Origin of the sequence: Flavobacterium beibuense F44-8, from assembly GCF_000769915.1 — a bacterium.
Classification (GTDB): Bacteria; Bacteroidota; Bacteroidia; order Flavobacteriales; family Flavobacteriaceae; genus Flavobacterium; species Flavobacterium beibuense.
Genome location: NZ_JRLV01000009.1, coordinates 27,774 through 49,052, shown reverse-complemented (window position 1 = coordinate 49,052; position 21,279 = coordinate 27,774). Strand labels below are relative to the sequence as shown.

Below are 21,279 nucleotides of genomic sequence, written 5' to 3'. Positions count from 1 at the left end.
AAGAAAATACTATATTTCTTCAAAGGGGCAATAAAGGGGCAAAAACGCCTTTAAAGGGGCAATAAAGAAGCAATTGAACAAAACTACTTCATAAATAAGTGGTTTGATTTTTTAAGCAGCTAGTATATCAGCTAAAAGCTTTAAATCCTCTATTAATTGGTTCGAGTTTTGTACCATATCGTTCACAAAAAGCCTTTGAGAAATCAAAGGCTTTTTTGGTTTATATACTTTCTTTACTATTCCTCATCATTATCTTAAATAATTAAAATTTTTACATTTAATTAACAATTATATAAAGCTGTTTTTCAGTTTGTTATGTTAATTTTAACATACAATTTAAAAAACACCTTATCATGAAAAAATTATTACTCATTACATGTGCCCTTTTTTTTGTTAATATTTATGGTCAAGACAAAGACATAAATATTACTAACATTAAAAACCAGACCTCTAGCTTATCAGAAGAAAAAAAGAAAACTGAACAGGAAATTGAACAACTCAATAAAAAATTGAGTGAGATAACAAAAGATCTTGACAAACTCAGAGAGAAAGAAGACGACAGCCTAAAAACCATAATTTATGATTTTAGCAAAGGACATTATACCAGATACAAAGTAAAACCCAGAGTTGGTATACCGGTTGTTTATAAAATTATCAATATTAACAGGCTGGCTTATGACATCACTATAACATCGGAAGATATTGCCATTGCAGATGAATATTTTAATCCTGAAATACAGAAAAAAATAGAAGAAACTGCAAAACAGTCTAGTAGTGATGAGACTATAACAACTAAAAATGTAACCAGCCCTACTTTAACAACACAACAAATTAAAGAAAACAGTAAAACAGCAGATGAAAAATTAGACAAAGAAATAGAAAATATACAAAAGAAAATTAAAGAACAAAATGATGAATATAAAAAAACTAACAGTGATATTAGCGATTTAAAGTCTAATATCGCCCAGCTAGATAACCTTCTTAAACAATTAGATAAAAATGATGAAGAATTCGTTAAAACTGAAAAAGATATTACAGAAAAAAGAGAACAACTAAATAAAAATTTTGAAAGTTTAGAAAATCAAAAAATAAAATTAGAATATTTAGAACAAGAGTTATCTTCACTTCGACTAGAAAAAGGAACTCAAGAGAGTATTCAAGAAAGTATCTACTCTACCTTTGATAAACTACGTAAAGCATATGCAAATGTTGTTTCAAAAAGTAAAGAAGTTTTAAAACTTGAAAATGACTATTTCGAATATAGAGCACTTGCTGTAAGTACTACCCTGAGCTATGATACATATATTGAGAAAAGTGAGAATAAAATTTGTAACAGAATAGACTTAGCAAAAAAAATTCTTCAAGAGTATGAAATAAAAATTACCGAATTCAATGAACTTTATAGGGAGGCGGTTAATAACTGGAGACTCTTAGACAAATTAGAAACTAATGCTAAAGATAATACCCTATTAAGATATAATTTAATAAAAAGTGAAGTTGATAACATCCAAAAAATTATAGCTTCAAAAAAGATTTTTGATATGTTAATACAGGTAATTTCTATTAATAACATTCTCTCAAATAAAAATTCATATGAATTTGCTTCTTCCCCTATACAGCCTTTAGAAGATTATGTATCATTTTCAGTTAAATTAAAACGAAAGCATCCCGATTTACAGTCTGAAGCAAAAGACAGAGAGTTTTCCCCCTATCTAGAATACACCAAAGGCGGAGTTCGTTTTGATTTTAGTACAGGTGCAGTTTTTGACTTTCAATTAGCCAAAAACGAAAATAATTATTATTATGGAGAATATATAATTGAAGATTATAAAGACTCTTTAGGACAAATTACAAGTAAACAGATTAAAGGAATAGGACGAGACAGGTTCAAGCCTTCCTTAGCAGGAATGTTTCATACAAGCTTTAGGGAAAATGGTAATTTTAGCTTTGGGCTAACTCTTGGCGCTTCACTAAATGTTGAAACATTTGAGCTAAACTCTCTTTTCCCGGGAGTTAGCCTCTTGATTGGAAAAAAACAAAAATTTATTTTCACAGTCGGACCAGCTTTCAAAAAAGTTGAACTATTAAAAGAAAACTACCAGCTTAATCAGGATTATGACCCCACTCAACTTAATGATAGTGTAGAATTAACTACCTCTAAATATAGGATAGGATTATTTTTTGGGATTACATATAACTTAACAAACGAACAAAAAAGTAAATTTAAAATACAATAAATTTAAAAGCCTTTGATTTCTCAAAGGCTTTTTGGGTTTATACAAGTATATTAAAATTTAGCTCGTTATTTCCAGTGAGTGTATCTCCTCCTCCACAATATTAAAGTGATATTGCAATACTAGGGGACTCCCGGGAAAAGAACCGGAAATTTCTGCACTTAAAATACTGGTATCAGTTCCCGTTTCAGCATAAGCTACGGGCTTCATCATAACCTGATATCTTTTATTCGCATCTTCTATCCAGGCTTTAATTTCCTTTTTTCCTTTATACGTTTTTCCTTCATCAAAAACCTCAGCATTTTCAGAAAAACAATCTGTATAAGCTACAGCATCAAAATCATTTTGTGCTTTTACTAAACCTAATACTACTTTTGGTAAATCTGTTGTATCCATAATATAAAATTTTTAAACGGTAGGTATAGTACCACCGTCAATTACAAACTCTGTTCCTGTTAAATAATCCGCTTTGTGTGAAACTAAAAAACCTATTAGTTCTGCCACCTCTTCAGGCTTAGCTGGTCTTCCGTAAGGTATCCCTCCCAAGCTATCCATTACTGTTTGCACTGCCTCGTTAAAAGTAACACCTGTCCTTTCAGCAATTTCATTCATCATAGATGTAGCACCATCTGTTTGAATCCAGCCTGGAGAAACCGTTAATACACGAACACCCTTTGGAGAAACCTCATTAGACAGGTTTTTACTATAATTAATCAATCCTGCTTTTGCTGCCGCATAAGGCAAGGTAGAATCATATAAGGGTAATTTTCCCTGAATAGAGGCTATATGAATAATAACACCTTTCTTTCGGGTTATCATTTGGGGTAAAAAAGCCCTATCCAAACGGACAGGTGCAAGCAAATTGGTTTGAATACTTGTTTCCCAATCACTATCATTAAGCGAAACAAATCCACCTCCCTTAGTATCAGATCCGCCTAAATTATTAATCAAAATATCAAGCTTGCCATATTTAGCCATAACCTCATCAACAACCTTTTTAGTTCCATCTGCCTTACTTAAATCAGCCGCAATGAAAAACAAATCTTTATTTTCCTGAGCAGGACTGTTCCTAGCAGTAATAATTACAGTTGCTCCTGCTGCATACAACCTTTCTGCTATCGCTTTACCGGTTCCTTTAGTACCTCCTGTTACCAAAGCTACTTTACCTGTAAGTTCTTTGTTAAAATTAAATTCCTGTGTCATCGTTTATTACTTTTATACAAAGTTCAGGAGTATGTATTGTTTGTACAAGTACGGAAAACCGAATTGCATAGGGATAAATTATTCCCCTATTGTACACTTAGGAACATTGGGGTAACTTTGTAGTATGTATGAGAGAAAAATACCTTTAAACCTAAATTGCGGACTCGATTTAATTGGAGAAGTCCTATATGGCAAATGGAAAATCCGTTTACTGTGGTTTATTAACGAAGGAAATAAACGTCCGAGTGAGTTACAACGTAAAATCCCCGATGCTTCACGAAGGGTTTTAAATATGCAGTTAAAGGAATTGGAAAAGCATGAATTGATTGCCCGAAAAGTATATGCCGTAGTTCCGCCAAAAGTTGAATATTCCCTAACTGATTTTGGCAAAACATTACTCCCGGTTATTACACTTATGGGTGAATGGGGTGATAAAAATGAAGAAAGATTGCGAAATGTGATTACTAAATAATCTAAAACCTCACTACTACACTACCGCCAAACTGCTCTCCGTTATAAAACGGCATTGCCATAGCGGTTACCTTACTTTCTGTATTACCTCCTTTAAACACCTTGTTCTTTAAAAAAGGATACACCCAGTAGGCTATTTTAGTACTCAGTATACCAATACCTGCCCCGGCAGCCACATCGGTTAGCCAATGCCTGTTATTATATATACGCATTAGTCCGGTTCCGGTAGCTACCACATAGCCCGATATACCATACCAAAGAGATTTGTGCTTATACTCCTGCATTAAAAACTCGGCCCCGGCAAAAACAGTAGCCGTATGCCCCGACGGAAACGAATTGTATGATGTAATATCAGGTCGCTGCACATTAGTAAGCTTCTTTATACTACGTACGCTTGTAAAAGTTACCAATAGCGATGTAGTTAGAATAATGGTACGGTCACCAAAGTTATGCTCTCCTTCTACTCCAACTAAATTTAAGGCATATACCGAAAGCATGGGTACAAAACGGGTAACATCATCCACCCTTCGCTCCTTATGCTCATTTTCCAAAACCTTAGTCCTTATATCAGTATTCAGCTTTTTAATATCGTCGTTATGTAACCCAATTACCCCATAAGCTATAAGCGCACTTGGAATTATAACCTGTTTTACATTAAAGTGATACTTAGCATCCGAAAAATCGTTTACCTTAACCGTATCATTAGCAAACTTATTATCCTGTGCTGCAAGCCATAACGGAAAAAACACCAACAGTAAAAACAGCTTTTTCATCATAGTATAGGGGTCGTATTAACATCTGTAAGGCGCCAAAATAAGGAAATAAATTCCTATTAAACAAAACTAAAATTTTATCGTTACGGCTGCTCCCAGCTGCTCTCCGTTATAATAAGGCATTGCCATGGCAGATATTTTCTTTTCGCCGTTTTTACCTTTAAAAACTTTATCTCTTAAAAACGGATAAACCCAGTAGGCAAACTTAGTACTCAGTATCCCTATACCTGCACCGGCAGCCACATCGGTTAGCCAGTGCCTGTTATTATACATCCTGAACATACCGGTACCGGTCGCCACAAGATAACCCGATATACCATACCATATAGATACATCTTTATACTCCTGCCATAAAAACTCGGCTCCGGCAAAAGCGGTAGCAGTATGCCCCGACGGGAACGAATTATACGAACTGCCATCTGGTCGTAACTGGTGTGTAACCGATTTAAGCGAAAGAACGGTACTACTCATTACAATGTAAGATGTAGCCATGATAATAGTCCTGTCTTTAAAATTATGCTTTCCCTCTACGCCCGAAAAGTTAAGGGCATAAACCGATAGTACCGGAGCATACTGCATAAAGTCATCAATAGTAAGTTTTTGATCAATATCCTCAACCACTTCATTACGTATACTGTAATTAATTTTTTTACACTGTCCGTTATCCAATCCTATCACACCATAGCCAACCAGTGCCGCGGGTATTACCAGCTGGCGGAAATTATAACGGTGGTGTTTTGTAGCTGTGGTATCGGTTATAGTGTCGGTTTGGGTTTGCTGCGCTTTTACTACATAAGGGCAAAGTAGTAAAAGTAAAATCAGTTGTATTATCCTATTCATTTTATAGTACGGTATTTATCTCTTTAACGGACAGCTCCTTAAAAAAATTGAATACCAAAACCAATCTTAAGCCAATCTTAAATTTGAATTCAAACCACCAGAAACTGTAGAACCTCTACACATCAAGGCACGCAGTTCCCCATAAAAACAGTTAAAATACGCCCCTATTCCCCAAAAAAACCTAACGGCACAGTTATTTCATTATACTAAGCGTAACCGAGAAATATAAATAAAAAGACTATGAAAAATCTATTTTTATCGGGCGCTTTAATGCTGGCTTTAGCACTAAACGCCACAACCGTTAACCCAACAACAAACATTAACGAATGTACAGCGGTAGCAAATCATCAGGAAAAAGAGTATAAAGTAATTGAACAGGGCGACATTGCACCGGAAGTACTTAAAAGTGCGGTAGACAAATACGGAGGATATTCATTAGTAAACGCTTATGTAGCAGCCGATGGTACCGACTATAAGTTTATATTAACTAAAGACGGTAAAGATCTTACCGCATACTTTAAAAACGACGGAGAATTTATTAAAGAGGAAACAGCATAATCCATAATCCTTAAATAGTAATTAACAACCAGAGAGGGGGCATTTGCCTCCTCTTGCCTTTTATACCATTACAGTTTACTTATCTTTAAGCTAATACCAGTTTTTTCGGCTGTAGTTTTTGCCAAACTGTAAGCCGTTTCAAAATTCGTTCGGGCCTTTGCATTATCAATACCTGTATACAGTTCGCCAAGCAGTATATGATAAAAATGATTGTTTTGCAGGTTTAGTTTTTCTGCTTCAACAAGAGCTGCTTCTTTCCCATCTGCCCTATACAATGCATAAGTACGGTTTAATGCAACTGCAGGGGAATAATTAATAAGCAACAACTGATTATACAACTGCAATATTGATTGCCATTTGTTAGGCGTATTGTCATTAAGGCAATGATGATAGGCAATTTGAGCCTCAATATGGTAAGAAGTAACCTCATCACCCTGCAAGGATGCGTTTAAATAATATATCCCCCGTTGAATCATATCATTATCCCATAAGTCAGGATTTTGTGCCTCATACAATATGTGGGCATTCTCATTATCCTGACGGGCATCAAACCTTGAGGCATGAAAACACATTAAGGCAATCAACGCATTGGTTTTTGGCTCATTGGTAATTTCGTTATCCATAAGCATAAGTCCCAAGCGTAAAGCCTCTATGCAAAAATCTTTTCGTAAAATATTACTTTCGGTTTTAGAGTAATAACCTTCATTAAAAAGCAGGTAAATAATATGCAATACATTATCCAGCCGGACACTTATCTCATTTTTTGGCGGAAGCTCCATTACTACAGTTTCAGTACGTAATTTTTCCTTTGCTCTAAAAAGCCTTTTGTTTATTGTTTCTTTGTTAGACATAAAAGCCTCGGCAATCTCATCAATACCAAAACCACACAGTATGCGAAGTGCCAAACCTATTTGTGCTTCACTGGCTATAGCCGGATTACAAATAGCAAACAGCATTTGCAACTGACTGTCCTTTATATGTTTTGGAGAGAAATCAGGTTCATCGGTCGTCTTTTCAGCATTATGCTTTACATGTGGAGCTACCCTCTCATCAAATATCTTATTTCGTCGAAAATGATATAGGGTTTTCTGTTTTGCCACAGCATACAGCCAGGCAGTAGGATTATCCGGTACCCCTTTACTCTCCCAGGTTTCGGCAGCTAACAGAAAGGTATCACTCACCACATCCTCAGCAACTTCTATGTGTGCCAATCCATAAATGTTACTTATAACAGCTACCATTTTAGAGAATTCCTGCTTAAAAAGCTCTTTTAGGTTTATGTTTTCCATACAAAAGGAGAAACCCGCCTGTTAAGCGGGTTTATATTTATTTAAGGTATTTATACAAAAATAGGACGAACCTCAACACTACCTCCCCTATCCATAGCAGGGCAACCGTGTGCCAGTGTTACGGCCTCTTCAAGTGTATCGGCCTTTACCACTATCAAACCACCAAGACATTCTCTTATTTCCACAAAAGGACCGTCGGTCACTACTCCTGCGGGTTTAAGCACTTTACCTCCCGATGCCAGTCGTACACCCGCTTCACCTATAAGTTTACCCTGTGCTGCAATACCGCCTATCCAGTCCTGCCATTTTTTTTCAACAGCAGGTTTTTCGTCTTCAGGTAAAGTATCAAAGTCTTCTACATGGCGAAATAATAATGCAAACTCTTTCATAGTTTTAATTTTAAGGATGAATATAAAAATTTTAATAACATCATTTAATTATTATTTACATGATGTGCATGCATACCCGGCACATAATTACCCGCTGGTGTACGAAAGGCAACATTTAACCTGTTAAAGCCGTTTATTGCGATTATTGCTATAGTAAGATCTATAAGTTCCTCTTCACTAAACTCTTCCCTTGCATAAGCATAAACAGCATCCTTAACATGACCTTCGGCTAGGTTGGTTACCGCTTCGGCCCAGGTAAAAGCAGCACGCTCACGATTACTATACACAGGCGATTCTTCCCAGGCAGAAAGCATGTATAATCTCTGTTCGCTCTCTCCCAGTTCCCTTAAATCTTTGGCATGCATATCAAGGCAATAGGCACATCCGTTTAGTTGTGACACCCTAAAGTAAATGAGATGCAGCAACTCTTTCTCTATAGCCGATTTTGCTAAATAAGCCCCAAAGCTGAATAATGGTTTCAAGGCATTGTAACGTTTTTCAAAAGGATTTGTTCTCTGTTCCATTTTTCTTAATTTTTGATTGATTAATAATTGAACTACACCCTAATGATGACTGAAAAGAAACAAATTGGACACGATTATGAAAAAAATTGAAAAATAACTCCAATAAACATGTAAACCCTTGTATTCACTATCTTTACATAAGAATTATTTTTTAGTAAAATGAATACTGACACCGTAATAATCACCGATTTCTCTCCCGAATACAAACAGGCTTTTAAACAACTTAACGAAGAATGGATTTCCAAACACTTTGTAATGGAAGAAGCCGACTATAAAGCACTTGATAATCCCGAAAGTTATATACTTAATAAGGGTGGATACATTATTATGGCACTATATAATAATGAACCCGTAGGGACCTGCGCCCTAATTAAAATGGACGATGAGAAATATGATTTCGAACTCGCCAAAATGGCAGTTTCACCAAACATACAGGGAAAAGGCATTGGCAAAAAACTGATGCAGGCCGTAGTTGACAAAGCTAAAGGCAAAGGAGCCAGATGGCTTTACCTGGAAAGTAACACCATATTAACCCCTGCTATTACGCTATACGAAAAAACGGGCTTTGTAAAAGTAGAAAGGGCTGCAACACCTTATGAGCGTTGCAATATCCAAATGGAACTGGAATTAAAATAACCCCTTAACCGACTCTACAAAGTAAGGCGAATCGTTCCATTGTATCTTTTTGTATTTAAACTCCTGCTTCATACTATGAGGCAGGCAACTGTAAAGGGCTTCGCTTATTTTTTGAAGCAACAGTTTGCGCGAAAAGGTTTCGGCTACCACCAGGCTAATTTCCCTTACCGGCTTTGGATCATTAAACTCCTTGTAAAGCGGGTTTTCCTTTTCGTTAATTACACTTAATAAAGGTAGTATGGCAAAACCCAAGTCGGCTTTCACAAGATTTTTTAATGTTTCAATCGAACTTATATCATAGGTAAATCCGTCGTGCTTGTCGGCACTTCCCGTTAATCCGCAAATATCAAGCAGCTGCGCATTATAACAGTATTCATGCTCCAATAATAACAACTGAGGCTTATCCTGTGGCTGCAATTCATAATGAGTAGCCCCAGCCATAGGGTGGTTACTGTTAAGATAAGCTACAAATGGCTCGTAAAATACAGGGCGTTCCTTTAAACCATTAGCTCCCGTAGGTGTTGCCATAAGAGCAATATCTATATCACCTGTAAGAGCATCGTTTATTAATAACCCTGTGGGGAGTTCCTTTATGGTAAAATGAATTTTTGGAGCCACCTCCTTCATCTTCTTAATAAACTGTGGAACCAAGTAAGGCGACAGCGTAGAGATTACCCCAATAGTACACTCCCCTTCCAGTTGGTTTTTTTCATGAATTACAAAATCCCTTATATCATCTACCTCCCTTAATATCTTTTTGGCACGGTTTATAATTTCCTTTCCGGGTGTAGTAGGCTTTAAAGGTACTTTAGTTCTGTCAAATATCTTAATACCTATTTCCTCTTCTAAATTTTTAAGTTGAATGGTTAATCCGGGTTGGGTTACCATACATTCCTCGGCAGCCTTAACAAAGTTACGGTGTTCGTCCAGTGCCACTATATATTTTAATTGCTGAATCGTCATAATTATAAAATATTTTTATAAAGGTAAAAAATTATTAATTTGATTTATATATCATACTACAATAATTTTGACTCATCAAATCGAACGAAATATAAATTTAAAACTGAATACGATGAGAACAATACTTTTATCAGCAATCATGTTACTGGGAGTAACAGTTGCACAGAGTCAAACAGACATTACCCTTGCAGGGAACTACAGCGTGGAAAAAAACACCCGCGAATTTTTAAAAGCAGTACATAGCGGTAACGGTCCGCAAATTTATGAGCTATCTATAGCAGATGCCCGCAACGTACTTATCAATGCACAAACAGGCGATTATAAAAGACCTGATGCCGATGTGGAAGAACGCACCATTACCCAGGACGGAAAAACAGTTTCCATTAGAATAGTAAAACCAAAAGGAGGTAAAGAAAAACTACCCGTACTAATGTATTTTCATGGTGGCGGATGGATATTAGGTAACGCCTTTACTCACGACAGATTGATTAAAGAACTGGCAGTAGGCGCTAATATAGCCGTAGTATTTGTAAACTACACTCCGGCACCCGAAGCACAATTCCCTGTGGCTAATGAAGAAGCGTATGCAGCAACAAAATGGATTAAACAAAACGGAGCATCCATAGGGCTTGATACTACAAAACTTGCCGTAGGTGGCGACAGTGTGGGCGGTAATATGGCAATAGCCGTAACCCTTATGGCTAAAGAGCGTAAAGGACCTCAAATTGACTTTCAGTTACTGTTCTACCCTGTTACTAATGCCGAATTTGATACCGCTTCATACCAGCAATTCTCAACCGGGCACTTTTTAACCCTTAATGCTATGGTTTGGTTTTGGGATACTTATGCTCCAAACAAAGCCGACAGGGATAATATAACCGCATCACCTTTAAGAGCCGATATTGAACAATTAAAAGGATTACCGGAAGCACTTGTAATAGTAGCCGAAAATGATGTACTGAGAGATGAAGGCGAAGCCTATGCAAAAAAACTGAATGCAGCAGGAGTTAAAGTAACCGCTACAAGATACATAGGTACTATACACGATTTTGTAATGCTAAACCCTATTACCAATACGCCTGCACCAAGAGCAGCAATAAAACAGGCTATTGATGCCCTAAAAGAAAAACTGAATTAATTATCACAAACAAATAATAACAACAACTTTTAAAATTTAATATCATGAAATTTACAAGAAAAGCAACAGCAAACTGGAAAGGAACAGGAATGGAAGGTACAGGTAAAGTATCTACACAAAGTACAGTATTAAACGACACTCAGTTATCATTCAAAACCAGATTTGCAGATGGTGTGGGTACTAACCCCGAAGAGTTACTTGCAGCTGCACACTCCGGATGCTTTACCATGCAACTAAGCTTCCTGCTTAACGAAGCCGGATTTACAGCCGATAATCTTGATACCGAAGCTAAAGTAACTTTTGAAGATGGAACCATTACCACTATAGTACTGGATCTTACAGGAAGTGTACCGGGTATAACAACACAGCAGTTTAGCGAAATAGCCGATAAAGCAAAACAGATATGTCCTATATCAAAAGCTATAAATGCAGATATTAGCCTAAACGTAACATTAGTATAAAAAAGAACAAGGCTAAAAACGAAAATTCCCCTGGTAAGGAGGGGAATTTAGCAATTTTTAATCCTGCATCTATTAATAAAAAACTACTTTCAAAAATTTGGAAAAGAGTTTAAAATAAAATCCCTCCTTTCGGAGGGATTTTCCCACCATAAACTCAAATATTGAGCAGGTACTACCTGTTCGTTAGAATACACATGCAAATATCCCTTCTTTATTGAATGTGTGAAATACCACAAAACACTGATTTTACCATGTGGAAAACACGTAGTCTAAGTAAGAAATCACGTAAATTAAGTATACAAACACAAAATTAAAAAGTATTTTCTTACAATTATTGTTTTTTACAACGATTTAGTTTTAAAAAAGATTAAAAAACCTCATCGGTAAAGCGTAAAAATAAATCGTCAACGTGTGCAAATACCAGTGTTTTTATACAAAAACCACATATCCTCAAATCATTCCCAATAAAACACGTTATTTGTTGTTTATTTTTAAATAGTTTGTTTTTTTTAGTCTAAAAAATCATTAAATTCGCAACTTCAACAAATATATTAAAGACAATAGCAATGAGTAAAAAAGTAGTAATCGTATCGGCTGTAAGAACTCCTATAGGAAGCTTTATGGGATCTCTTTCTACCGTGTCTGCTGCACACCTTGGTGGTGCTGCCATTAAAGGCGCTTTAGAAAAAATAAACTTAGACCCTAAGCATATTGACGAGGTGTTAATGGGTAACGTGGTACAGGCAGGTGTTGGTCAGGCTCCGGCAAGACAGGCTTCAAGATTTGCAGGCTTACCTGATAACGTAATCGCTACTACTGTAAATAAAGTATGTGCCTCTGGTATGAAAGCTGTTATGCAGGGTGCACAAAGCATTATGTGTGGTGATGCCGATGTAGTTGTTGCAGGTGGTATGGAGAACATGAGCCTTATACCTCACTATGTACACATGAGAAACGGTCAGAAATTCGGGCCGGCTACTATGGTTGACGGATTACAGAAAGACGGACTTACAGATGCTTATGATAATAATGCAATGGGTGTATGTGCTGATCTTTGTGCTACAGAATATAAAATTACAAGAGAAGAGCAGGATGCTTTTGCTATCGAATCATACAACCGTTCGGCTGCTGCATGGGATGCAGGTAAGTTTGATAACGAGGTTGTACCGGTAGCGGTTCCTCAAAGAAGAGGCGAACCTGTTATGGTTACTAAAGATGAGGAGTACACTAACGTAAGATTAGATAAAATCCCATCTCTAAACGCTGTATTCACTAAAGATGGTACTGTAACTGCTGCAAATGCTTCTACTATTAACGACGGTGCTGCTGCACTTATATTAATGAGCGAAGATAAAGCAAACGAACTTGGACTTAAGCCACTTGCTTACATCAAATCGTATGCAGATGCAGAACAGGAGCCAAAATGGTTTACTACTTCTCCTGCAAAAGCGTTACCAAAAGCGCTTGATAAAGCAGGTATAACTAAAGACGATGTAGATTTCTTTGAGTTTAACGAAGCCTTCTCGGTAGTTGGTATCGCTAACTCAAAAATATTAGGCCTTGATGCTGCTAAGGTAAACGTAAACGGTGGTGCTGTATCACTGGGTCACCCACTAGGATGCTCGGGTGCACGTATCATTGTTACGCTTATTAATGTATTAGAGCAAAACAATGCCAAAACCGGTGCTGCTGCTATTTGTAACGGTGGTGGCGGTGCATCTGCAATCGTTATTGAACGTTCATAATAATTGGTTATTATACTGTAGGCTGTTATTAACTTTTGTGAAAACAGCCAAACCTTGTAACGCTGCTTCAGAATTAACCTTTATATTTGTGGTTATGCTTGGAGCAGCGTTACTTTTTTAAAGGCTCCAAACAACCAACTGAAAATAAACAACAAATAATTAATTAGTATAAATGTTTGGTATTTGTAATCTTGCTATTGTCCCTCTTCGTTTAGAACCGAATGACAGAAGCGAAATGACATCACAGGTTTTATTTGGTGAACATTTTAAAATTTTACAGCAAAAGTCAAAATGGACACACATACAACTGGCATATGATGGTTATAGAGGATGGATAGACAATAAACAGTACAAAACAATTACCGAGGAAGATTATAAAAATCTGTCCTCCTGCCCTGCCGTATTAAATTCTGATTTGGTAGAGTATGTAACTACACCAAACAATTTACTTATTCCCATACCTATGGGAGCTTCGTTATCTTTCATGGATTTCCCTGAAATCAATACTGAGGCTTTTTCGTTTGAAGGATTAAAAACATCTGGAATAACTGCAAAAGAAAACCTGCTTAAAACAGCCTTTATGTACCTTAACGCTCCTTACCTATGGGGCGGAAAAACACCTTTTGGGATAGACTGTTCGGGCTTTACACAAATGGTATACAAACTAAACGGATACCACCTAAAACGCGATGCCTCACAACAGGCAACACAGGGTGAAGCATTAAGTTTTATTGAGGAAAGCGAACCGGGCGATCTTGCCTTTTTTGATAACGACGAGGGTAATATTATCCACGTTGGTATTATAATGGAAGACAACTACATTATACATGGGCACGGTAAAGTACGTATTGACCGATTGGACCATTTAGGCATATATAACAACGAAACCCGCAGGCATACGCATAAATTAAGGGTAATCAAGAAAATAATATAACATCGGTTATGAGCAATATAAAATAAAATCCTGTTAATTGAAACAGGATTTTTCATTTTAGGCACGATGCTTGTTTAGTTTGTGGCAACTAAATAAAACCACATGAAAAAACTATTATTCTTACCTTTTATGCTGCTGTTTCTTGTAAGCTGCAGTAATGACGATGATTTACAGGTAACACAAACCGAGCAACCCTTAACGGAAGCAACCTATCTTGATGTTGCATATGGCGATGACCCAGAGCAGACTATGGATGTATACCTGCCTGCTAACCGAACCGAGGATACCAAGGTATTTGTTTTAATACACGGGGGCTTTTGGTATGCCGGCAGTAAAGAGGACTTTAATCAGGCAGTGCCCATCATTAAACAATTCTTCCCTGATTATGCTATTGTAAATATTAATTACAGATTGGCCGATGTAAACAGTCCGGCTTATCCTAAACAGATTGAGGACATTCAGCAGATGTTTCAGCATCTGGAAAATAGTGATTACACCATTTCAAACGATTATGCACTGGTAGGCGTTAGCGCAGGCGCACACCTCTCAATGCTGTATGCTTATAAATATGATACCGAACACAACGTAAAAGCCGTTTGTGACATTGTTGGTCCTGCCGACTTTACTGATGAAGCTTATACTGATCATCCGCAATATGAAAATGCAGCGCTGGCATTAGTAGGTACAGCGTCTCCTACTCAACAACAGTTACAGGAAGTAAACCCTGTTAATTTTATTACCGGTATGGCTCCGCCAACAATCAGTTTTTATGGAGGTCAGGACGAACTAATACCAAGCTCACAGGGACCACTGCTTAAAGCAGCACTTGATAATGCCGGAGTGTATAACGAATATACCCTTTATCCAAACGGAGGACACTTTGACTGGGATCTGGCTACCCTTACAGATATGTACAGTAAGCTTATCCCTTTTTGCCAGAACCATTTTTAACCAATTATAATAACCTAACTTAAATGTAAAGCAGGCCTAAAAAGCCTGCTTTTTTTCTTACATTTTTTATTTATATTTACTTCATGCACAAACCTGTACAAATAACCATACCTACACCATGCCATGAAAAATGGGATGAAATGACGCCTACCGATAAAGGAAAGTTTTGTGTCGCCTGCCAAAAAAACGTGATTGACTTCACAAAGGCAACCGACAGGGAGATCGTACAGTTAATTAACGGCAACAAAAATCTTTGCGGACGCTTCTCTCCTTCTCAACTGGACAGGGATTTAATTGTACCTAAAGAAAAAAGTACAGCATGGACTACCATTGCTGCCGGAGTAATTAGTTTTATTACACTCGGGGCACATAAAGCCACAGCACAGGAGACTGTAAAAACAGTACAAACCGATGTAAAAACTGATTCCATTGCGCAAGAAACTGTTCCTGAAAAATGGATTGTAACAGGTACTGTAAGCGATGAATTAGGAGCCTTACCTTCTACTAATATTATTGTGAAAGGAACTACAAGATCAACTCAAACAGATATAGAAGGAAATTATTCTATTGAAGTAGAAAGAGGAGATGTTCTACAATTTTCATATATAGCACACAATCCTGTAGAAATAACAATAAATAGTTCATCAGAAATTAATATAACCATGACCGAGGAATGCATAGAGCATGGAATAGCTGGAGGTATTATGGTTAGAAGGTCATTCTTCGGACGGATATTTCATTCAATTGGTAATATATTCAGGTAATGAGAAAACCAGTTCAAATAGCAATCCCACAGCCGTGCCATGAAAAATGGGATGAAATGACTCCTACCGATAAAGGAAAGTTTTGTGCCGTCTGCCAGAAAAACGTTATGGACTTCACAAAAGCATCCGACAGGGAAATTGCCGAGGCTCTTAAAACTAACGATAAAATTTGTGGTCGCCTCTACCCTGCTCAACTAAGTAGCAATTTGAATATTCCTAAAGAAAAAAGCACAGCCTGGACTGCTATAGCTGCCGGAGTAATTAGTTTCATAGCACTCGGGTCACATAAAGCCACAGCACAGGAAAATGTAAAAACAGAACAGACTGATGTAAAAACTGATTCTGTTACACAAGACACTCTTCCTGAAAAATGGATTGTAACTGGTACTGTAAGAGATGAAATAGGACTATTACCCTATACCCAAATCAATATAAAAGGCACTTCAAGAACAACTGAAACAGATATAGAAGGAAGGTATTCTATTGAAGTAGAAAAAGGAGATATACTCCAATTTTCATATGTAGTACACAACCCTGTAGAAATAACAGTAAATAGTTCGTCAGAAATCAATATAATCATGACAGAGCAACAAACAGAAAATTATATTGTTGGTGATATAGTAGTTAGAAGATCATTTTTCGGGCGTATATTCCATTCAATAGGTAATATATTCAGGTAATGAGAAAACCAATCCAAATAGCAATCCCCCAGCCGTGCCATGAAAAATGGAGTGAAATGACTCCTACCGACAAGGGAAGGTTTTGTGCTGCCTGCCAAAAAAGCGTAACTGATTTTACAAACACATCAGACAGGGAAATCGTACAGTTAATTAACAGCAATAAAAATCTTTGTGGGCGCTTCTCTCCTTCTCAACTGGACAGGGATTTAATTGTACCGAAAGAAAAAAGTAAAGTATGGACTGCTATTGCTGCCGGGGTAATTAGTTTTATTACAATCGGGTCTCATAAAGCTACAGCACAGGAGACTATAAAAACAGAACAGACTGACTATACCAACAGCTACGAAACTGTTGGAATACTTACAGGTGTTGTTCGTGATAAAAACGATGTCCTTGCAGATGTTACCATTACAAACAAAACGAATAACGAAACCACCGTTTCCCTATTAAGCGGAGATTATGAAATACTGGCTGATAAAGGCGATATTATAGAGTTTTATCTTGACGGATATATTACCCAAACCATAACTGTTAAATCAAGTCCTCATAAAAACATAAAACTTAAAAAGGATAAAAACTATAATGAACAGGAACAAAAAACAGGACCTTTTGTTATAACCGGAACTGTAAATGATGAAACCGGACCTTTACCTAGTGCGAATATCGTTATAAAAGGTACATCAACCAGTACAAAGACAGATATAAACGGAAATTATTCTATCAAAGTAAAGAAAGGTGATATACTTGAATTTAGCTTTATAGGTTACAAAACAAAAAATATATTAGTTAGTTCAAATAACAACATTAGTGTTTTATTTACATCAGAAGATAATGCTAATCTCGGGTTAATTGTAGTTGAACGAGAACGCACTTTCTTCGGGCGTGTATTTCATTCCATAGGTAATTTTTTTAGATAGTAATTTTTACATTCTTTATCTTTAGGGCACATTTAAAAATACGCATCTAAATGATTTTAAAGAAATCCTCAAACCTGCTGCTCGCAGCAATTACTTTATGCCTGGCATTTACCTCTCCTGCCATAGCACAAAAGAGTAAAGTAGCAAAAACAAACGGCTCACAAATTATTGAGCCAAGCGGAAACCCAATAACCCTTAAAGGTACAAACCTTGGCAACTGGCTTGTTCCCGAAGGCTATATGTTTAAAACCGGTAAGGTAGCCGCTCCAAGGCAAATAGATCAGTTACTTCATGAAATGATAGGTCCGGATAGTCTAACCACCTTTTGGCACAAATACCTGGACAATTACATTACCCAAAACGATATTAAGTACCTGAAACGAATAGGTTGTAATCACATTCGGCTGCCGTTTCATTACAAAATGTTTACCAATGAAACCTATATGGGAACCCAAAACGCAGGGTTTAAATATTTTGACCGTGTAATTGAATGGTGCAGGCAGGAAAACCTGTATGTACTGCTGGATATGCATTGTGCTCCAGGCGGACAAACAGGTGATAATATAGACGACAGTTATGGTTACCCGTGGTTATTTTTCAGTAAATCGTCTCAGGACTTAATGAGCGAGGTTTGGATGAAAATCGCCAAAAAGTATAAAGGAGACCCTATCATTATAGGTTATGACGTGGTTAACGAACCCATTGCCCATTATTTTACAGAACAGATTCCCGACTACAACCACAGGCTATTTATGCTGTATCAACGTATGATAAAAGACATTCGTTCGGTTGATAAAGAACATACTATTTTCCTAAACGGATCGGTTTGGGCAGGAGATTTCGGTGTGTTTGAATCTATTTTAGACGATAACATTGTATATGAATTCCACAAATACTGGTTTGATGTAGAACAGGGAGCTATTCAAAAATATGTTGATTTCCGCGACGAACATAATGTACCTATTTACATTGGTGAAACCGGAGAAAACACCGATGAGTGGATTATGGATTTCAGGCTACTGCTGGATCAAAATAATATTAACTGGTGCTTTTGGCCATACAAAAAGATGGATAACACCAAAGGTATTATGAACTTCACTATGCCCGAAGATTATGCCGCTATTTCACGCTACTCACAAAGCGACCGCAGTTCGTTTGAAAAAATACGCGAAAACATGCCCGACAGAAGCATTGTGCAAAAAGCATTAAACCAGTTTCTTGAAAACTGCCTGTATGAAAACTGTTTTCAAAACAAAGGCTACATTGAAGGCTTAGGGCTTACTGTTGAGTAAATAATGATAAAACTTAGATTCTTCACTTCTTGCTGTCGCTACGTTCAGAATGACAGTAAGATTTAGTCGATAGAAGCTCTATCATTATGAAAATTATAAACGATAACGCTTTGTCATTTCGACCGCAATGAAATGGAGTGGAGAAATCTCTTTTAATCTGATTTAGATTCTTCACTTCGCTATCGCTGCATTAAGAATGACAATAGGGTTCAGGCATTAGAAGCTCTATCATTATGAAAGTTACAAACAATAACATTTTGTCATTTCGACCGCAATGAAATGGAGTGGAGAATTTTTTTTTATTTGATTTAGATTCTTCACTTAGTATCGCTGTATTCAGAATGACAATAAGGTTCAGGCATTAGAAGCTCTATCATTATGAAAATTATAAACGATAACGCTTTGTCATTTCGACCGCAATGAAATGGAGTGGAGAAATCTTTTTTTATTTGATTTAGATTCTTCACTTAGTATCGCTGCATTCAGAATGACAATTACAAACTATAAGAACAGAAACATCTACAAACAAAAACGCCCCGCAATTGCGGGGCGTTTTTTATCTAAATACTTTGTACTACTATTGTAGTACTCGGATTATTTTACTTCTTCAAAGTCTACATCCTGTACGTTGTCACCTTCCGGCTGAGCATCACCTTGTGGCTGACCTTGGTCTGCACCACCCTGAGCACCTGCACCAGCTTCTGCCTGTGCTTTGTACATTTCTTCAGATGCGTTTTTCCAAGCCTCGTTGATTTTATCAAGAGCAGGTTGGATAGTAGCAACATCTTTAGTTTCGTAAGCTTTTTTCAGTTCTTCAAGAGCCGACTCGATAGGCTGCTTGTTACTGTCAGATAGTTTGTCACCAAACTCTTTAAGCTGTTTCTCTGTTTGGAAAATCATAGCATCCGCTTCATTTAGCTTATCTACTTTTTCTTTTGCAGCTTTATCGGCATCAGCATTAGCTTCTGCTTCCTGACGCATTCTTTCGATTTCTTCCTGAGTCAATCCTGAAGAAGCCTCGATACGGATGTCGTGCGACTTACCTGTACCTTTATCTGTAGCCGATACTTTGATGATACCGTTAGCATCAATATCAAATGTTACTTCGATTTGAGGTACACCTCTTTGTGCTGGCGGAATACCGTCTAAGTGGAAACGACCTATAGTTTTGTTATCCTGTGCCATTGGTCTTTCACCTTGCAGCACGTGGATTTCTACTGATGGTTGGTTATCTGCCGCTGTAGAGAATACCTGAGATTTTTTAGTTGGGATAGTTGTGTTAGCTTCAATTAATTTAGTCATAACACCACCCATAGTCTCAATACCTAATGAAAGCGGAGTAACGTCTAACAGAAGTACGTCTTTCACGTCACCTGTTAATACACCACCCTGAATAGCAGCACCAATTGCCACAACCTCATCAGGGTTAACACCTTTAGAAGGTTTTTTACCAAAGAATTTCTCTACTTCTTCCTGTATTCTAGGGATACGTGTAGAACCACCTACAAGGATAACCTCATCAATATCTGATTTAGAGATACCTGCATCTTTAAGTGCTTTTTCACATGGTAACATAGAACGTTTTACCAAATCATCAGCAAGTTGCTCAAACTTAGCTCTTGTAAGAGTTTTTACAAGGTGCTTAGGTCCGCTTGCAGTTGCAGTTACATATGGTAAGTTTATTTCTGTTTGCGTAGAAGATGAAAGTTCAATTTTAGCTTTCTCTGCAGCCTCTTTTAAACGTTGTAATGCCATAGCATCTTTACGTAGGTCTACACCTTCTTCGCTGTTAAATTCGTTAGCTAACCAGTCAATAATTACCTGGTCAAAGTCATCACCACCAAGGTGAGTATCACCATTAGTAGAAAGTACTTCAAATACACCGTCACCTAACTCAAGGATAGAGATATCAAAAGTACCACCACCAAGGTCATATACAGCAATTTTCTGGTCTTTACCAGCCTTATCAAGACCGTAAGCAAGGGCAGCCGCAGTAGGCTCGTTAATAATCCTTCTTACTTTTAGTCCGGCAATTTCACCTGCCTCTTTAGTAGCCTGACGCTGAGCGTCGTTAAAGTAAGCCGGTACGGTAATAACCGCTTCGGTTACAGACTGTCCTAAATAATCTTCGGCAGTTTTTTTCATTTTCTGAAGCGTCATAGCCGAAAGCTCCTGCGGAGTGTATAGACGACCGTCAATATCCACACGTGGAGTATCGTTATCACCTTTTACTACTTTATAAGGAACATTACTGGCTTCTTTTGAACTTTCAGAGAATTTATTACCCATAAAACGTTTTACGGATGATATTGTCTTAGTAGGGTTAGTAACCGCCTGACGTTTTGCAGGGTCACCTACCTTAATTTCACCACCTTCTACAAAAGCGATAACCGATGGTGTTGTTCTTTTTCCTTCAGCATTAGGAATAACTACAGGCTCGTTACCTTCCATTACGGCTACACACGAGTTGGTTGTTCCTAAGTCAATTCCAATTATTTTACTCATATCGTTTAATAG

General features: G+C 37.2%; 22 protein-coding genes. 13 read left to right on the top strand and 9 right to left on the bottom strand.

Features of this window, described 5'->3' with window-relative positions; translation table 11 throughout:
• The first annotated feature begins 353 nt into the window (after positions 1–353).
• Positions 354–2,237: a coiled-coil domain-containing protein gene (locus tag Q763_RS17465; protein ID WP_052123345.1), complete on the top strand. Its 1,884-nt coding sequence runs from the start codon at positions 354–356 to the stop codon at positions 2,235–2,237.
• 57 nt (positions 2,238–2,294) lie between these two features.
• On the opposite strand, the gene Q763_RS09305 is transcribed toward Q763_RS17465, so the two are convergent.
• The gene (locus Q763_RS09305; protein WP_035133535.1) at positions 2,295–2,630 is read right to left on the bottom strand and encodes a hypothetical protein; all 336 of its coding nucleotides are present in this window, start codon (positions 2,628–2,630) and stop codon (positions 2,295–2,297) included.
• A 12-nt stretch (positions 2,631–2,642) separates the two neighbouring features.
• On the bottom strand, positions 2,643–3,437 hold the full coding sequence (locus Q763_RS09300) for an SDR family oxidoreductase (RefSeq protein WP_035133533.1): 795 nt from the start codon (positions 3,435–3,437) through the stop codon (positions 2,643–2,645).
• A 124-nt stretch (positions 3,438–3,561) separates the two neighbouring features.
• Between Q763_RS09300 and Q763_RS09295 the strand changes: the two genes are divergently transcribed.
• Positions 3,562–3,909: a winged helix-turn-helix transcriptional regulator gene (locus Q763_RS09295; protein WP_035133531.1), complete on the top strand. Its 348-nt coding sequence runs from the start codon at positions 3,562–3,564 to the stop codon at positions 3,907–3,909.
• A 1-nt stretch (position 3,910) separates the two neighbouring features.
• Here Q763_RS09295 and Q763_RS09290 read toward each other — a convergent pair whose 3' ends face one another.
• Positions 3,911–4,684 carry a phosphatase PAP2 family protein gene (locus Q763_RS09290; protein WP_232297517.1) on the bottom strand — a complete coding sequence of 258 codons (774 nt, stop codon included), beginning with the start codon at positions 4,682–4,684 and terminating at the stop codon, positions 3,911–3,913.
• Between the two features lie 66 nt (positions 4,685–4,750).
• Positions 4,751–5,521 (bottom strand): phosphatase PAP2 family protein, encoded by a 771-nt coding sequence (locus Q763_RS09285; protein ID WP_035133529.1) that lies wholly within the window; start codon positions 5,519–5,521, stop codon positions 4,751–4,753.
• 240 nt (positions 5,522–5,761) lie between these two features.
• Between Q763_RS09285 and Q763_RS09280 the strand changes: the two genes are divergently transcribed.
• A complete protein-coding gene (locus tag Q763_RS09280; RefSeq protein WP_157483118.1) occupies positions 5,762–6,079 on the top strand; it encodes a hypothetical protein in 318 nt (105 codons plus the stop codon).
• Positions 6,080–6,147: 68 nt separating this feature from the next.
• On the opposite strand, the gene Q763_RS09275 is transcribed toward Q763_RS09280, so the two are convergent.
• The 3 genes from Q763_RS09275 to Q763_RS09265 are packed head-to-tail and all read right to left on the bottom strand — an operon-like array spanning position 6,148 to position 8,281.
• On the bottom strand, positions 6,148–7,368 hold the full coding sequence (locus Q763_RS09275; protein ID WP_035133525.1) for an RNA polymerase sigma factor: 1,221 nt from the start codon (positions 7,366–7,368) through the stop codon (positions 6,148–6,150).
• Between the two features lie 50 nt (positions 7,369–7,418).
• Positions 7,419–7,757: a YciI family protein gene (locus Q763_RS09270; protein ID WP_035133523.1), complete on the bottom strand. Its 339-nt coding sequence runs from the start codon at positions 7,755–7,757 to the stop codon at positions 7,419–7,421.
• Positions 7,758–7,801: 44 nt separating this feature from the next.
• On the bottom strand, positions 7,802–8,281 hold the full coding sequence (locus Q763_RS09265; protein ID WP_035133522.1) for a carboxymuconolactone decarboxylase family protein: 480 nt from the start codon (positions 8,279–8,281) through the stop codon (positions 7,802–7,804).
• A gap of 159 nt (positions 8,282–8,440) precedes the next feature.
• On the opposite strand from Q763_RS09265, the gene Q763_RS09260 reads away from it, so the two are divergent.
• Positions 8,441–8,917, top strand: coding sequence for a GNAT family N-acetyltransferase (locus Q763_RS09260; RefSeq protein ID WP_052123343.1), 477 nt, complete (start codon positions 8,441–8,443; stop codon positions 8,915–8,917).
• Here Q763_RS09260 and Q763_RS09255 read toward each other — a convergent pair.
• Positions 8,909–9,880 (bottom strand): hydrogen peroxide-inducible genes activator, encoded by a 972-nt coding sequence (locus Q763_RS09255; RefSeq protein WP_035133519.1) that lies wholly within the window; start codon positions 9,878–9,880, stop codon positions 8,909–8,911. The genes Q763_RS09260 and Q763_RS09255 overlap by 9 nt on opposite strands.
• A gap of 112 nt (positions 9,881–9,992) precedes the next feature.
• On the opposite strand from Q763_RS09255, the gene Q763_RS09250 reads away from it, so the two are divergent.
• The 9 genes from Q763_RS09250 to Q763_RS09210 all read left to right on the top strand — a co-directional run bounded on the left by Q763_RS09250 (position 9,993) and on the right by Q763_RS09210 (position 18,762).
• A complete protein-coding gene (locus Q763_RS09250) occupies positions 9,993–11,018 on the top strand; it encodes an alpha/beta hydrolase (protein WP_084596049.1) in 1,026 nt (341 codons plus the stop codon).
• 44 nt (positions 11,019–11,062) lie between these two features.
• Positions 11,063–11,479 (top strand): OsmC family protein, encoded by a 417-nt coding sequence (locus Q763_RS09245; RefSeq protein ID WP_035133517.1) that lies wholly within the window; start codon positions 11,063–11,065, stop codon positions 11,477–11,479.
• Between the two features lie 566 nt (positions 11,480–12,045).
• Positions 12,046–13,224, top strand: a complete 1,179-nt coding sequence (locus Q763_RS09240; protein WP_035133515.1) for an acetyl-CoA C-acyltransferase — start codon at positions 12,046–12,048, stop codon at positions 13,222–13,224.
• Positions 13,225–13,396: 172 nt separating this feature from the next.
• On the top strand, positions 13,397–14,158 hold the full coding sequence (locus Q763_RS09235) for a C40 family peptidase (RefSeq protein WP_035133513.1): 762 nt from the start codon (positions 13,397–13,399) through the stop codon (positions 14,156–14,158).
• 102 nt (positions 14,159–14,260) lie between these two features.
• Positions 14,261–15,109: an alpha/beta hydrolase gene (locus Q763_RS09230; RefSeq protein ID WP_035133511.1), complete on the top strand. Its 849-nt coding sequence runs from the start codon at positions 14,261–14,263 to the stop codon at positions 15,107–15,109.
• Positions 15,110–15,192: 83 nt separating this feature from the next.
• The gene (locus Q763_RS09225) at positions 15,193–15,873 is read left to right on the top strand and encodes a carboxypeptidase-like regulatory domain-containing protein (RefSeq protein WP_035133509.1); all 681 of its coding nucleotides are present in this window, start codon (positions 15,193–15,195) and stop codon (positions 15,871–15,873) included.
• Positions 15,873–16,553 (top strand): carboxypeptidase-like regulatory domain-containing protein, encoded by a 681-nt coding sequence (locus tag Q763_RS09220; RefSeq protein ID WP_084596048.1) that lies wholly within the window; start codon positions 15,873–15,875, stop codon positions 16,551–16,553. Before Q763_RS09225 ends, Q763_RS09220 begins: the two co-directional genes overlap by 1 nt.
• The gene (locus Q763_RS09215) at positions 16,553–17,470 is read left to right on the top strand and encodes a carboxypeptidase-like regulatory domain-containing protein (RefSeq protein ID WP_084596047.1); all 918 of its coding nucleotides are present in this window, start codon (positions 16,553–16,555) and stop codon (positions 17,468–17,470) included. The genes Q763_RS09220 and Q763_RS09215 overlap by 1 nt, the downstream gene beginning before the upstream one ends.
• 50 nt (positions 17,471–17,520) lie before the next feature.
• On the top strand, positions 17,521–18,762 hold the full coding sequence (locus tag Q763_RS09210) for a glycoside hydrolase family 5 protein (RefSeq protein ID WP_157499407.1): 1,242 nt from the start codon (positions 17,521–17,523) through the stop codon (positions 18,760–18,762).
• A 594-nt stretch (positions 18,763–19,356) separates the two neighbouring features.
• On the opposite strand, the gene dnaK is transcribed toward Q763_RS09210, so the two are convergent.
• Positions 19,357–21,267 (bottom strand): molecular chaperone DnaK, encoded by a 1,911-nt coding sequence (gene dnaK, locus Q763_RS09205; RefSeq protein ID WP_035133504.1) that lies wholly within the window; start codon positions 21,265–21,267, stop codon positions 19,357–19,359.
• Positions 21,268–21,279: the final 12 nt, after the last annotated feature.